The organism is Bacteroidales bacterium (genome assembly GCA_021648725.1).
Taxonomy (GTDB): domain Bacteria; phylum Bacteroidota; class Bacteroidia; order Bacteroidales; family JAADGE01; genus JAADGE01.
The window spans coordinates 1-13,557 of record JAKISF010000037.1; the positions used below are offsets into that span (position 1 = coordinate 1).

13 protein-coding genes are annotated in these 13,557 nt (G+C 31.7%); 6 read left to right on the top strand and 7 right to left on the bottom strand.

Going from position 1 to position 13,557, the window contains the following annotated elements; genetic code table 11:
- Positions 1 to 190: 190 nt before the first annotated feature.
- Complete coding sequence (locus L3J35_11785; protein ID MCF6366872.1) at positions 191 to 1,363, bottom strand: methionine aminotransferase; 1,173 nt, start codon at positions 1,361 to 1,363, stop codon at positions 191 to 193.
- A 198-nt stretch (positions 1,364 to 1,561) separates the two neighbouring features.
- On the opposite strand from L3J35_11785, the gene L3J35_11790 reads away from it, so the two are divergent.
- The 4 genes from L3J35_11790 (at position 1,562) to L3J35_11805 (ending at position 5,853) form a co-directional block, all read left to right on the top strand.
- Positions 1,562 to 1,870, top strand: coding sequence for a metalloregulator ArsR/SmtB family transcription factor (locus L3J35_11790; protein ID MCF6366873.1), 309 nt, complete (start codon positions 1,562 to 1,564; stop codon positions 1,868 to 1,870).
- A gap of 75 nt (positions 1,871 to 1,945) precedes the next feature.
- Complete coding sequence (locus L3J35_11795; protein ID MCF6366874.1) at positions 1,946 to 2,392, top strand: 6-carboxytetrahydropterin synthase; 447 nt, start codon at positions 1,946 to 1,948, stop codon at positions 2,390 to 2,392.
- A 45-nt stretch (positions 2,393 to 2,437) separates the two neighbouring features.
- Positions 2,438 to 5,218 (top strand): DNA polymerase I, encoded by a 2,781-nt coding sequence (polA, locus tag L3J35_11800; GenBank protein ID MCF6366875.1) that lies wholly within the window; start codon positions 2,438 to 2,440, stop codon positions 5,216 to 5,218.
- Positions 5,219 to 5,274: 56 nt separating this feature from the next.
- Complete coding sequence (locus L3J35_11805; protein MCF6366876.1) at positions 5,275 to 5,853, top strand: molybdenum cofactor guanylyltransferase; 579 nt, start codon at positions 5,275 to 5,277, stop codon at positions 5,851 to 5,853.
- Between the two features lie 77 nt (positions 5,854 to 5,930).
- Here the strand turns inward: L3J35_11805 and L3J35_11810 are convergent, their stop codons facing one another.
- The 5 genes from L3J35_11810 to L3J35_11830 all read right to left on the bottom strand — a co-directional run bounded on the left by L3J35_11810 (position 5,931) and on the right by L3J35_11830 (position 10,295).
- The gene (locus L3J35_11810) at positions 5,931 to 6,326 is read right to left on the bottom strand and encodes a DUF1987 domain-containing protein (protein ID MCF6366877.1); all 396 of its coding nucleotides are present in this window, start codon (positions 6,324 to 6,326) and stop codon (positions 5,931 to 5,933) included.
- A gap of 102 nt (positions 6,327 to 6,428) precedes the next feature.
- Complete coding sequence (locus L3J35_11815) at positions 6,429 to 8,105, bottom strand: S41 family peptidase (protein MCF6366878.1); 1,677 nt, start codon at positions 8,103 to 8,105, stop codon at positions 6,429 to 6,431.
- An 18-nt stretch (positions 8,106 to 8,123) separates the two neighbouring features.
- A complete protein-coding gene (locus L3J35_11820) occupies positions 8,124 to 9,284 on the bottom strand; it encodes an acyl-CoA dehydrogenase family protein (protein ID MCF6366879.1) in 1,161 nt (386 codons plus the stop codon).
- A gap of 102 nt (positions 9,285 to 9,386) precedes the next feature.
- Positions 9,387 to 9,812, bottom strand: a complete 426-nt coding sequence (locus tag L3J35_11825) for a DUF1987 domain-containing protein (protein ID MCF6366880.1) — start codon at positions 9,810 to 9,812, stop codon at positions 9,387 to 9,389.
- 60 nt (positions 9,813 to 9,872) lie between these two features.
- Positions 9,873 to 10,295: a hypothetical protein gene (locus L3J35_11830; protein ID MCF6366881.1), complete on the bottom strand. Its 423-nt coding sequence runs from the start codon at positions 10,293 to 10,295 to the stop codon at positions 9,873 to 9,875.
- 793 nt (positions 10,296 to 11,088) lie between these two features.
- Here L3J35_11830 and L3J35_11835 point away from each other — a divergent pair.
- Together L3J35_11835 and L3J35_11840 are read left to right on the top strand one after the other, a co-directional pair.
- On the top strand, positions 11,089 to 11,832 hold the full coding sequence (locus tag L3J35_11835; protein ID MCF6366882.1) for a uroporphyrinogen-III synthase: 744 nt from the start codon (positions 11,089 to 11,091) through the stop codon (positions 11,830 to 11,832).
- Positions 11,829 to 12,212 carry a ribonuclease P protein component gene (locus L3J35_11840; protein ID MCF6366883.1) on the top strand — a complete coding sequence of 128 codons (384 nt, stop codon included), beginning with the start codon at positions 11,829 to 11,831 and terminating at the stop codon, positions 12,210 to 12,212. Before L3J35_11835 ends, L3J35_11840 begins: the two co-directional genes overlap by 4 nt.
- A gap of 1 nt (position 12,213) precedes the next feature.
- Here L3J35_11840 and L3J35_11845 read toward each other — a convergent pair whose 3' ends face one another.
- On the bottom strand, positions 12,214 to 13,413 hold the full coding sequence (locus tag L3J35_11845; GenBank protein ID MCF6366884.1) for a serpin family protein: 1,200 nt from the start codon (positions 13,411 to 13,413) through the stop codon (positions 12,214 to 12,216).
- Positions 13,414 to 13,557: the final 144 nt, after the last annotated feature.

Below are 13,557 nucleotides of genomic sequence, written 5' to 3' on the forward strand. Positions count from 1 at the left end.
AAATAACATACACATTACCCGAATCCAAACATACGAAATCTAAATTATTAAAAATGGATGACGAACAAGCCGAACTTTTTCAAATTATAATGAAAAATTTTTAGGGTGTCTCAAAAATCAAAACAGGTGAAAACCAATGCTTAATTTACGACACAGCAAATGTTAGTTGTTATGTTGCAAGATTTCTGCTTTAAAAAAGGTTTAATTGTTTTTTCGCATCTTTGTGGAAATTTGCAAGCTTTTCGACTGCCTCTTTCAGCGTTTCATCTGTTTTTGCAAAACAGAACCTTAGTGTCTTTGTATTTTCTTCATTATGATAAAATGAAGACATGGGTATTGCTGCAATACCGAACTTTTTAACCAAGCGTTCTGCCAATTGAAAGTCTGTTTCATCTGTATATTCAGAAAAATTTACGGTTTGAAAATATGTTCCGCCGGTTGGCCTTACACTAAAGCCTATGTTTGTTAACAAATGATTAAAGAAGTCTCGTTTCTTTTGATAAAAACTTGATAATTTTAAATATTCACCTTCCTTATCAATATATTCCGAAACAGCATATTGTATAGGAGTGTTAGCCGCAAAAACCGTAAATTGGTGAACTTTCCTTATCTCTTTCATTATATTTTCAGGTGCCATACAATATCCGAGCTTCCACCCGGTTGCATGATACATTTTTCCGAAAGAGTAAACAATAATGCTTCTTTCTGCAAGTTCGGGGTATTTTGCAATACTGTTATGTTGTTTATTGTCAAAAATTATATGCTCATAAACCTCATCACTTAAAATTAATATCTTTGTTCCCGAAACAACTTTTTTCAACATTAACATATCCTCATTTGAGAAAACCTTACCCGAAGGGTTTTGCGGTGTGTTAATTATAATTAATCTTGTTTTTGAATTTACGGTTTTATTAACCTCCTCCCAGTCTACTGAAAAATCCGGATATTTAAGTTTTATATAAACAGGGCGCCCCCCGTTTAACTTTACAACCGGAGCATAACTGTCATAAGCGGGTTCAAAAATTATTACCTCATCTCCGTCATTTACAACTGTTGATATTGCAGAATGCAGTGCTTGTGTTCCTCCTGCTGTAATGGTAATTTCTGTTTCAGGCTTATATTTTTTTCCGTATAACTTTTCTGTTTTTGCAGATAATTTTTTTCTTAACGCCAATACTCCTGCCATCGGAGCATATTGGTTATTCCCTTCTTTCATTGATTTATTTACCAATGAAATTAATTCGTTTGAAACATTAAAGTTCGGAAAACCTTGAGATAAGTTAACGGCACCACATTCTGATGCCATTTGTGACATAACTGCAAAAACAGATGTCTTAATATTAGGAACCTTTGGTTTTATCATTTAAAAAATTGAACGGCAAATGTAAAAATTAATATTACACCGGGAGTATTTTTTCTGCAAAAACAATGAAGTTTTATTTAAATTGTGATTTTACAAATTTTAAATATCAAGACAAATAAACTAATGAAAATATATAAATATGACAATTATCATGTTATATATTTGCAAAAAGGTATATTTTTGGGGGAAATAATAAAAATGGAAAAAAAAGTAGGAATTAGTTTAGAAAGATTGGAAAATGCTGCAACAATGCTTAAAGCAATGGCACACCCTATGAGGGTTGCAATATTAAATTTGCTAAATAACGGAAAAAAACTCACAGTTTCCGAAATACACCAAACCCTTAATATTGAGCAATCTACAACATCACACCATCTTGGTATTTTAAAAGATAAAGGTGTTTTAAAATCAGAGAGACGCGGTAAAAACTCATATTACTTTTTAAAAAATAAAAACTTAGAACATATAATAAATTGTTTAAATAAATGTACGGATTGTGATAATTAATACAATTAATTACCATTTCAAAAATAAAACCGCAATTAATCCTGCGGTTTTTTTATTTTTGCATAAAAATATAAAATGAACAAAACACGAGTTACAAAGCAATTTAATTTTGAAAGTGCACACGCCCTTTGGAATTACGACGGGAAATGTAAAAATATTCACGGACATACATACAAGCTTTTTGTTACGGTTATCGGTACACCGATTAATGATAATACAAACCATAAATTCGGGATGGTTATTGACTTCGGAGACTTAAAAAAAATCGTAAAAACACATATTGTTGATGTTTTTGACCATGCTGTTATTTTAAACGAAAAAGCACCATACAAAAATTTTATCGGTGTTCCTGAAATGTTCGAACGGTTTATTGCAACTAAATACCAACCGACTTGCGAAAACATGGTCATTCATTTTGCAGAAATAATAAAAAACCATCTTCCGAAAGAAGTTTCCTTGTCTTCCGTAAGGCTGTACGAAACCGAAACATCCTATGCCGAATGGTTTGCTTCGGATAATTAATTTTATTTTCTCGGAAGAATTCTATTTTCTAATTTACCAAAAACAATGAGCAACGAAAAAAAACTATTCCTTCTTGATGCTTATGCGCTGATATTCAGAGCATATTATGCATTTATAAAAAATCCGCGATATAATTCCAAAGGACTGAACACTTCTGCAGTTCTCGGATTTACGAATACTCTTGATGAAATCCTGAGAAAAGAAAAACCGACACATATTGCCGTTGTTTTTGACCCGCCGACAGGTAATTTCAGAAGCGAGATTTTTCCTGAATACAAGGCTCACAGAGATGCAACTCCGGAAGATATCATAAAGTCCGTACCGCATATTAAAAACATTATAAGTGCATTTAACATTCCTATTTATGAAATCCCCGGATTTGAAGCCGACGATACAATAGGAACACTTGCAAAAAAAGCCGAACTAGCCGGGTTTACTACTTATATGATGACACCCGATAAAGACTTCGGACAATTGGTTTCGGACAAAATATTTATGTATAAACCGAAACGCAGCGGAAATGATGCGGAAGTTCTCGGGAAAAAAGAAATTTGCGAAAAATACGGTATTGAAAGCCCCGAACAAGTAATTGATATTCTCGCAATTTGGGGCGATACCGCTGATAATATCCCCGGCATTCCGGGCGTAGGTGAAAAGACTTCAATGAAGTTAATTCAGAAATATAAAACGGTTGACGGTATTTACGAACATCTTAATGAGCTAAAAGGCAAACAAAAAGAAAATGTTGAAAACAGCAAAGATTTAGTTAAACTTTCAAAAGAACTTGTAACCATATCATTAGAAGTTCCGGTTGAACTTAATGAAGCCGAACTTGAAATAAACAAACCCGATTATTTAAAATTAGGAGAGCTTTTTAAAATGCTTGAATTTACCGCTTTGGCAAAACGAATTATTCCCGGAAAACAAGAAGTTGTTTCGCAGGGAAGTCTTTTCGGCGATACCGAAACAAGGGCAGAGCAAAACACAAGTACGGAAAGCTATGATAATTTTAAAGATATTTACAATTCAGAGCATAACTATTTACTTATTGAAACAGAAGAAGAAATTAAAAATCTTGTTTCAAAATTAGGGAAAACAAAAGAATTTTGCTTTGATACGGAAACAACCGGAATCGACCCGCACATTGCAGAACTTGTCGGAATTTCGTTTTCTTACAGAAAATATGAAGCATATTATATCCCCTTTTCGGAAGATATTGAAAAAACAAAATCAAAACTTTCGTTATTAAAATCTGTTTTGGAAAATTCGGCAATAAAAAAAATAGGGCAAAACATTAAGTATGACATTATTGTGCTTGCAAATTACGATATAAAAGTCTCAGGAAAACTTTTTGACACAATGCTTGCTCATTATTTGCTCGAACCGGCTAAAAGGCATAATATGACCGTATTAGCAGAAACTTACTTGAATTATTCCCCGGTTTCCATTGAAACTTTAATCGGGAAAAAAGGTAAAAATCAACTTTCGATGAGAGCGGTTTCGGTTGAGACGGTTAAAGAATATGCCGGCGAAGATGCAGATATAACTTTGAGGTTAAAAGAGGTTTTGGAAAAAGAACTTGAAAAAGACGAAAAACTAAAAAAACTTGCGGAAGAAGTTGAGTTTCCTTTGGTTTATGTTCTTGCCGATATGGAAAAAAACGGCGTAAAAATAGGTACGGAACAGCTTAAAAATTACGAAAAAGAGCTTACGGAAAGGATTGAAAAAACAGAAAGTAAAATTTACGAGCTTGCCGGCACAAAGTTTAATATTGCATCTCCCAAGCAAATGGGGATTATTCTTTTTGAAACATTAAAAATTACGGATAAACCGAAAAAAACCAAAACCGGACAATACGCAACAGGAGAGGAAGAGTTGCAAAAATTAAAAGATAAACACGAAATTATAAACTTAATTTTGGATTACAGAGGTTTGGCAAAACTTCTTTCAACCTATGTAAAAGCATTGCCGGAATTAATTAATCCAAAAACCGGGAAAATACACACATCATACAATCAGGCTGTCACAGCAACGGGAAGATTAAGTTCAACCAACCCGAATTTGCAAAACATTCCGATAAGAACCGAAGACGGTAAAAGAATAAGAGAAGCATTTATTCCTTCCGACAAGGAGCATATTTTATTTGCGGCGGATTATTCGCAAATAGAATTGCGGATTATGGCACATCTAAGCCAAGACAAAAATATGCTTACAGCGTTCAATAATAAAGAAGATATTCACACCTCAACAGCAGCAAAAATTTTCGGTGTTAAGCTTGGGGATGTTACAAAAGAAATGAGAGGCAAAGCAAAATCTGCTAATTTCGGAATTATTTACGGTATTTCTGCGTTTGGTTTATCCCAAAATTTAAGTATCCCGCGTTCGGAAGCAAAGGAATTGATTGACAGCTATTTCGCAACTTATCCGGATGTAAAGGCTTATATGGATGAAAGTATAAAAGTTGCAAGAGAAAAGGGATATGTTTCAACAATATTAGGCAGAAAACGGCAATTGTTGAATATTAATTCAAGAAATTCGCTTTTGCGAGGCAATGACGAACGAAATGCCATAAATGCCCCAATACAAGGTACGGCAGCGGATATTATTAAAATTGCAATGATTAATTGTTTTAACCGGCTTAAAAAAGAAAAGATAAAGACAATGCCGGTTCTGCAAGTACACGATGAGTTGGTTTTTGATGTTCCGAAAAGTGAACTTGAAAAAACAAAGCAAATAGTTATTGAAGAAATGGAAAATGCCGTTAAACTATCGGTTGATTTGATTGTTGATACAAATTTTGGGGAGAATTGGTTGGCGGCTCATTAAGAGGTTCAAAAAGGAGAAGGTTTTAACTCGTTTCTCAAATAAAAAAATTTTGTGAGTTGGCATCAATAAAAAAGTTTAAGAACATAACATTAATAATTCTTGCCGGGGGAAAAAGCTCCCGAATGGGAACAGATAAAGCTTTGCTTAAGTTTCAGGGAAAAACTTTTGTTCAAATTCTTTATGATAATTTAAACGGAATTTGCAAAGAGGTTATTATAAGTTCAAATAACCGAAAAGTTAAAGTGAGCGGAGCAAAAACAATTCCTGATGAAATTGCGAATATCGGTCCGACCGGCGGACTTTATACCTGCCTGAAACAAATAAAAACAGATTATGCATTTGTCGTAACGGTTGACACTCCTTTTGTTTCTGTCGATTTGCTTTCCGAAATTTATTCGAAAATTGCCGGTTATGATGTCGTTATTATTGAGCAGAATAACAAAATTCATCCTTTAATCGGTGTTTATCACAAAAATATAATTAAGCTTTTGGAAACGGAAATTGAAGAAAAAAAATATAAAGTAATGAAGGTGGTTGAAAAAACTAAACACAGAATTATTTCTGTAAGCGGAAAATATAAAGGTGAACTTTTTAATATTAATAGCCGCAAAGATTTTGACAAACTTAATACCTAAAAAAAGAGTATGACCCGAAATGAAACATAACAGGTCAATACTCAAAATCAAACGTACAAGGAAAGTTTTATGCTTTTTTATTCAATTGTGTCATATTCAATTAACTCAAAATTTATTTCAACAATATCGTTAAATTCTTCTCCGGCTTCTTCCATATCTTCATCGTCTTCCAAATAATACCAAAGTATTTCAATGTCAAACCCGGCTTCACTGATATCTTCCAGTTTAAAGAAAATATCTAACAACATTTTTGCCGATGCCGTGTTAAAATATTCCAATTTCACTTCAAATTCAACCGCTTTCGTTAAACCGGCCTTATTAAAGTCTTCAAGCCACTTTAATAATGGTTGGTAAAAGGAATCAGCATCAGCAGGAAATGAGCGACCGGTCATTAAAAAAACATTATTGTCTTTATCAAAAATAACTCCGGGCGTATCTTGATTTCCCTTAATTTCTATTTTATCCGGAAACATATTTATTAGTTTTCAGACAAAAATACTAAACTTTTTTGTAAAAATACAAATATTATTCCGAATAGTCAAATTTAAACGACTTTTTTCTAATTTTTTATTAATTTAATCATTAATACCGGACAATAATAAGTTGTACTTGTCTTTGTTGTCTAAAATATTTTTTGCCTCATCAAGTTCTTTGTCAAATTTCAGTGCGAAAATTATTTGCCCTGTATTATAGTAATAACGACGAATTATTTCTGAATTAAGTATGGGCGTAATTTGAGGCTTATATAAAGTTAAGGCTTCGTTTTTATTTAGAACCAAGCACTTTCTTAAGTCATTTGTTTTTTTCAAAATATCCTTATTGAATTTCTCTTTTTGTGCTATTTTTAACAGTCTGTCCGCTAAAACTAAGCTTTCGGAGTTAAAGCGTATATTTTTATTAATAACATATTCCGTAAAATCATTATATGTTTTTTCTGAAATATTAAAGCTCTCAGCACTTTTTATTGAGTCGTTTTCATAAAAAAACTTTGTTGCAAAATCAAAGATAATACTGTTTTGAATTAATTGTTCCGTAAAACTGCTTAGGCTGTCATTCGGAACTTTAATATCCGGAATAATTCCTCCGCCGTCAAAAACAGTTCTTCCGGCTTTTGTTTTAAACTCTGAAATTAATGAATCGGGGATGTGGCCGATACTTCCGTCTTCATTTCTGTGTGAATAATCTATTGCTTGAATACACCTTCCGCTCGGAATGTAATATTTTGCGGTAGTAATTTTTATTCTTGTGTTATAACTTAATTTTCTTGTTGTTTGAACCAGCCCCTTTCCGAAAGACCTTTGTCCGATTATTACTGCCCTGTCAAGATCTTGTAATGCTCCGGCAACAATTTCTGAAGCAGATGCAGACCTGCTGTTTATCAATATTACAACCGGAATGTCAGGAAAAACAGGCTCACGTTGTGCTTTGTAAACATAATTCCACTGCGAAATTCTTCCTTTTGTTGAAACAATTTCGTTGCCTTTTCCGACAAATAAACTGACAATATTTACTGCTTCATTCAGTAAGCCGCCGGGGTTTCCTCTTAAATCTAAAATTACACCTTTTAATTCTGATTCGGAATTCATTTCCGCAAGTTTATTTTTAATTTCACCGCCTGCCCCGAATTTAAAGGCATTTAACTTTACATAAGCGTACTTATTATCTAATATTTCGGAATGAGGAATATTTTCAAGTGTAATTTTTTCTCTGGTAATGATTTTTTCTATATTTTTTGAACTTCCGAATCTTTTTACGGATATATTTATTTTACTTCCCGGCTCTCCTTTAAGTAAAGGTTTGATTTCGGAAATGTTTTTCTCGGAAATTTTAATACCGTTAATTGCAATAATTTCATCTCCGACTTTTAAACTTGCTTTATCTGCAGGAGAATTTTTGTGAATATTTGTTAATAAAAGTGCGTTATTCCGTTCAATTATCATTGCTCCGATTCCTCCGTATGCTCCGGTTGTCATAAATGTGTATTCTTCCATTTGTGATTCGGAATAAAAAACAGTGTAAGGATCAAGTTTCTCCAAAAACTCTGTCGTACTTTCATTAATCAATTTGCTGATATCTGCATCATCAACATAAAAAAGCCTAATTTCTCGAATTACATTATGAAATATGTCAAAACTTTTTGCAATTTCGAAATCATCACCATCGTCTAAAACTTTAAAACTAAAAACAGATAATAATGCTATTGAAAAAAGAGATATGTAAATAAGTGCTCTTTTATTAATTCTTTTTTTCATAATTTTTTTGAATGTTTTTTATTTAAATGATGCTATTCCGGTAATATCCATACCGGTAATGAGCAAATGAATATCGTGTGTTCCTTCGTAAGTAATGACTGATTCTAAATTCATCATGTGTCGCATTACGGGATAGTCGCCGGAAATTCCCATTGCTCCGAGAATTTGTCTACTTTCTCTTGCAACCTTTAAAGCCGTATTAACATTGTTCCTTTTAACCATTGATATTTGTGCAGGAGTTGCTTTATCTTCATTTTTTAATTGCCCGACTCTTAATGCCATTAATTGTGCAGAGGTTAGTTCCGTGAGCATTTCTGCCAATTTTTTTTGTGTTAATTGAAAACTTGCAATCGGTTTTTTAAATTGTCTTCTTTCTAATGAATATTGTAATGCCGTATTAAAGCAATCAAAACCGGCACCCAAAACACCCCATGCAATTCCGTATCTTGCAGAATTTAAACACATCATAGGTCCTTTTAGTCCGGAAATATTCGGCAGAAGGTTTTTTTTCGGAACTTTTACATTGTCAAAAACAAGCTCTCCCGTTGAAGATGCTCTTAAAGACCACTTTTTATGAGTTTCCGGAGTTGTAAATCCTTGCATATTTCTTTCGACAATTAACCCTTTTACTTTTCTTTCTTCATTTTTTGCCCAAACAATTGCAATATCACAAACCGGAGAGTTTGTAATCCACATTTTTGCTCCGTTCAATAAATAGTAATCTCCTTTGTCGGAAAATTTTGTTTCCATGCTTCCGGGGTCAGAGCCGTGATTAGGTTCTGTCAAGCCGAATGCTCCGACAATTTCACCACTTGCTAACTTCGGTAAATATTTTTGCTTTTGCTCCTCTGTTCCGAATTCATAAATCGGGTACATAACCAAGGAAGATTGTACGGATGCCGTTGAGCGAATTGATGTATCACCTCTTTCAAGTTCCTGCATAATTATTCCGTATGCAATTTGGTCTAACCCGGCACCGCCGTATTTTTCAGGGATAAAGGAACCCAATGCACCGAGTTCTCCCATTTGTTTTGTAAGATAATGCAGTGCTTTGTGTTTATGATTGGCTTCATCAATAACCGGCTTAACTTCTTTGTTAACCCAGTCTTTAATTGATGTTCTTATTAATTTGTGTTCGTCAGTTAATAATTCGTCTGTATTCAGATAATCCGTAATCATTCTCTTTTTAGTTTAAAAAGACAAATATATCGTATAAATCTGATTTTTCAACACATTGATTTAAATGTTTTTGAACGGTTAGATGTATTGAATGTCGAAATATTAATCTATATCATCAAAATAATCTTCAATATTATCTTCTTCATCTTCATTTGTAACAGAAATACATTCAAATTCTAAATCAAGAATGTTTTCAAACTCTTGTCCCGCCTCCTCTAAATCTTCATCGCCTTCAGGGTAAAACCATCTTATTTTTACATCATGCCCGGAAAAAGACAAATCTTCCATTTTGGACATAATTAAATAAAAAACTTTTGCAGACACAGTATTAAAATATGCCATTTTAAACTCTAAGGTTGTACTTTTCAAAGGGTTTTCTTTATACTTATCAAACCAGCTAAATACCGGCTCGAAAAACTCACTTGCATCTTCGGGACAGGAGTGTCCCGTAATTTGGAATGTTCCTGATTGTTTATCTAACAATATACCCGGTAATAAATCTTTTGATTCGTATAATAATACTTCCACAATAAACTATTTTAATGTTTTAAATATTTTTTTATTCAATTAAATATATATACGCAAAATTTAAGTCAATGTTTCAAGTTTTTTTTCTAAGTTTAATATTTTTGTGTGCAATTCGGCAGAAAATGTTTGTGTTTTTGAGACAATTTCCCGAAGTAATAATAAAGATTTTGAATAGTATGTTTTTCTTTTGTCGGTATTAACGTTGTAAAAACTTCCGGTTTCAAACAAAACATCACTAAACTTTTCATAAAGAAGAGTGTTGTTAATAAGTTTTTCAGAAACAATGCTCAAAAAATCAACATTATTACGATTTATTAATTCGTCAATTTTAATCCCTAACTCGGAAAAAAGTTGCTCTTTAACGGTATCATACTTCTCAAAATCATTGTTTGATTTTAATCCGAACAAATCTGCTAAAATTTTCCCGAGAACCTTTCCGAGTTGTTCAATTTGTATCATCAAATAGTCTCTTTGAACAGTCATTTAAAAAAAATTGAAAGTTTTTAAAAGTTTTTAAATTACTAACAATTAGTAAAGAAACAGAAAAATAAGTAATTTTACATTCTTATAACACATTTAATTAAGCTTTCAGAATTTAAAAATGAACACAGATTGGTTTCTTATACCGTTTATTATTAATTTAGCTTTGATTGCATACGTTAAAGTTAACTACAAAGGTTATATAAAACAAATTCTTTTATCTTCTTTTAACTATAAAGCATCTGTGTCTGTATTTAAAGAAACTAAAAGCAATAAACCGAAGTCGGCTTATATTCTTTTTTTTATTTTTACAGTTTCGGGTATTATTTTTATATTTCAACTGTTTCGTAAGTTTTTACCCGATTTATCACTCAATCAAATTTTTTTAATTGCCGGAGCTTCGGTATTTGCTTTATTTGTTTTGACCTTTTTTAATAAGGTTTTAAACTATATTTCGGCAAACATTTTTTTACTTGATCGTTTAAGTAGGGAGTATAACTATAATATAAGTATTTTTAATCAATCTTTCGGAATTGTAATTTTCCCGATTACATTTTTAATTTCTTTCACGGAAGCCCCTAATATGTTCATATATACCGGTATTATTCTGTTTTCAACAATGTATTTATTAAGGGTTATTCGGCTAATAAAAATAAATTTTAACAAACAGGTCAATTTATTATACATGTTTTTGTACCTTTGCACTCTCGAAATAATACCTATATTATACATTGTTAAGTTTCTTATGTTGATATAGGTTGATTTTCAGCCTAATACTAACTTAAAACCTTTTGTTTTGAAAATAAAAAAAATTTTAGTTTCACAGCCAAAGCCCCAAAATGAAAAGTCTCCCTATTTCGATTTAGCAAAAAAATACAATGTAGATATTGATTTTATTCCTTTTATTGAGGTTCTGGGGCATGACGTAAGGGTATTCAGACAACAAAAAGTTAATATTCTGGAACATTCAGCTGTTATAATGACAAGCAAAACGGCAGTTGATAACTATTTCAGGCTTGCAGAAGAAATGAGATTAACAATTCCTGTTGCAATGAAGTTTTTTTGTGTAACAGAAAGTATTGCTTATTATCTGCAAAAATATATTACATACAGAAAAAGGAAGATTTTTTATTCAGAAAAGACTTTTGATGAGTTAATGGCAATTATGTCTAAACACAAGAATGAAAAGTTCCTACTTCCGGTTGCAAAAATTCATAAACCGACAATTGCAAAAAAGCTAAAAAAAGAGGGGTTTAGCTTTACAAAAGCTGTTATGTATGAAACCGTAAGTGCCGACCTTTCAAACCTATCAGATATTTATTATGATGTTATAGTCTTTTTCAGTCCGGCAGGAATAAGTTCTTTATTTGATAACTTCCCGAAATTTGAACAAAACGGCAAAATAATAGCATCCTTAGGAAAAACAACGGCAAATGCCGTAAAAAAAGCCGGGTTACGCTTAGATATTAATGCTCCTACAAAAGAATATCCTTCAATGACTATGGCTATTGAGAAATTTATAGCAGAAAATAATAAATGACAAAAAACAAACAATCTTTTTCAAAAAAAGAAAAAGTAAAAAGCAAAAAAGAGGTGTCCCGTATTTTTTCAGACGGGATATTTTTTTATTCTGATTTATTATCTGTCGGGGTTGCTGAAAGTAACGATAAAAATCAAATGTGTCATAAATTTGCCGCGAGTGTTCCGAAAAAGCTTTTTAAATCGGCAGTAAAAAGAAATAAAATAAAGCGACTTATTCGTGAGTCTTTAAGATTAAACAAACAGATTTTTTCTGAGAATGTTAAACAAAAAAAAACATTCTATAATTTAATGTTTATTTATAAAAGCAGAAAAATTACAACATTTCACACCGTTCAAAAAGGTGTTATCCTTTTACTAAAAAAAATATCCGAATATTAAACTACTTAACAAGTTGTCCGATAAATAATATGCTTCCGGTTGATTTTTCTTTAATTACGAAAATAAAAGGTTTGTTTGCCTTAAATATAACATTCTCATTCGGGTTTATTGAAGTAATTCTTTTCATAACAACAGCTGTTGCTGCTGCCGCTTCTGTCCCGGATTCGTCAACATTAATAAATGTTTGGTGAATAATTTTATCTATTTTAAGGTTTTTCTCGCAAGTCATTCCGGAAAAATCGGCATTATTTGAAAAAGCTCTTTTCATTCCGGCTTTAAGTAATATTTTTGCTAAATCGTTTTTATATTCAATTTTAAATTTTGGTAAAGACAAACTGACATTTCGGAATTCCGCTTTTTTTAATAAACTTTCAAAATAATTGTTATTTAACCTTTTTTTAACTGCATAGAATTGCGAAACTTTATCCGGTAATAAAATTATCATTGAAGCTTTTTCATTTTTATACGGAATTTCTAATAATTGAATGTTGCCTGCATGAATATATTTCATTCGCGAACTTGTGTGCATAAAGTCTTTGTTTACAGAGCCTTGCTGTGTGTAAAAAACGTCAGGTTTTGTAAGCTTTTTGTTAAATGCTTTACTCCATTCGGCAATGAAATATACAGCATTAACCAAAACAAGTTTTGTGTCATTATCTAACGCACTTTTGTCTAATAAATCATTTATTTTTTTATTTGTTTTTTTTGAGACCCATTTGTTAATTTTAAGTCTTGCCTTTTCTCTTTCTTTTTCATCTTTAAAGTTTACAGACTCAACAGGTGCATTATAATATTTTTTAATTGTGGTGAAAAAAGAATCTAAAAATTCAAAATCATTTTGTGCCCATAAAGAATTTGCAATATTAAACGTATATTTCTTTTTATCTTTTGAATTTTGAGTCCTGTCAATAATGTCTTTAAAGCTTTGATTTATTTGCTCTTTATTATCAGGAAAACGAAGAACTTTTGCCATTTCTTTTCGCGTTTTTTCTTTTGCTCCTTCATAGGTCATCGCCAATGCAGAAGAAACGCTGAAAGGAGAAATAAACAAATTTTTATTGTCTGTTTCAATATAATTATATAAATCAAAACAAAACCGGTTATTATTCTCAACTTGCGTTGAAAAGTTTTGTGCCGTTCCGATTTTAAAAAACAGTAATGCAAAGACTGTTATAAATATTACTTTTTGATATTTCATCATATTTTAGTTTTGTTCAATACCGTGGTTAGGTTTTGTGCCTTTTTCCGCAAACTTATTCTGCGACACACTAAAAAAATTCTGTATAAACAATAAAGGATTGTTTAAAAACTATTATATTTTTGCAATTTACAAATTTTAAACAAC